Source organism: Mucilaginibacter pankratovii (assembly GCF_014773265.1).
Taxonomy (GTDB): Bacteria; Bacteroidota; Bacteroidia; order Sphingobacteriales; family Sphingobacteriaceae; genus Mucilaginibacter; species Mucilaginibacter pankratovii.
This window is the reverse complement of the sequence record NZ_JACWMY010000032.1, coordinates 1-1,198: the sequence shown is the minus strand read 5'-3', so window position 1 is coordinate 1,198 and position 1,198 is coordinate 1. Positions and strand designations below refer to the sequence as shown.

The 1,198-nt window shown below is 47.7% G+C and carries 1 rRNA gene; it reads right to left on the bottom strand.

The annotated features are described in order from the left end of the window. A 23S ribosomal RNA gene (locus tag IDJ77_RS27505) occupies nt 1–1,192 on the bottom strand; the annotation flags it as partial. Nucleotides 1,193–1,198: the final 6 nt, after the last annotated feature.

The following is a 1,198-nucleotide window of genomic DNA, read 5'->3' as shown; positions in this document are numbered from 1 at the left end:
TAATCCATAGCTTCGGTATAACGCTTAATGCCCGTTTATTATCCATGCCCGATCGCTCGACTAGTGAGCTGTTACGCACTCTTTAAATGAATGGCTGCTTCCAAGCCAACATCCTAGCTGTCTGTGCAATCGGACCTCGTTAGTTCAACTTAGCGTTAATTTGGGGACCTTAGCTGATGGTCTGGGTTCTTTCCCTCTCGGCCATGGACCTTAGCACCCATAGCCTCACTGCAATGTATATTATATAGCATTCGGAGTTTATCTGGATTTGGTAGGATTTGACTCCCCCGCACCCAATTAGTAGCTCTACCTCTATATAACTTTACCATCACGCTGTTCCTAAAAACATTTCGGGGAGTACGAGCTATTTCCCAGTTTGATTAGCCTTTCACCCCTACCCACAGATCATCCGGAAACTTTTCAACGTTTATCGGTTCGGTCCTCCAGTACCTGTTACGGCACCTTCAACCTGTCCATGGGTAGATCACAAGGTTTCGCGTCTACCCCCTCTGACTATACGCCCTATTCAGACTCGCTTTCGCTTCGGATCCGTGTCTTAAACACTTAACCTTGCCAGAGAGGAGTAACTCGTAGGCTCATTATGCAAAAGGCACGCCGTCACCCAACTTGTGGGCTCCGACCGCTTGTAAGTACACGGTTTCAGGTTCTATTTCACTCCCCTGTTCGGGGTTCTTTTCACCTTTCCCTCACGGTACTGGTTCACTATCGGTCTCTCAGGAGTATTTAGCCTTACCGGATGGTGCCGGCAGATTCCCACAAGGCGTCTCCGACCTCGCGGTACTCAGGATACCACTATCCTATCATCCATTACCCGTACGCAGCTCTCATGCTCTATGGCCGGGTTTCCCACCCCGTTCCGGTTTTGTTTGATATTCATGTTGTGGTCCTACAACCCCTACTATGCCGTAACATAATAGGTTTGGGCTTCTTCCCTTTCGCTCGCCACTACTCAGGAAATCATTATTATTTTCTCTTCCTCTGCTTACTTAGATGTTTCAGTTCAGCAGGTTTGCGCATTTATGCAACTATTCTTCAAATAGTTAGGTTTCCCCATTCAGAAATCCGCGGATCAATTCATATTTGCTGATCCCCGCGGCTTATCGCAGCTTATCACGTCTTTCATCGCCTCTGAGAGCCAAGGCATCCCCCGTGTACCCTTTCTTACTTTCTTCTATAC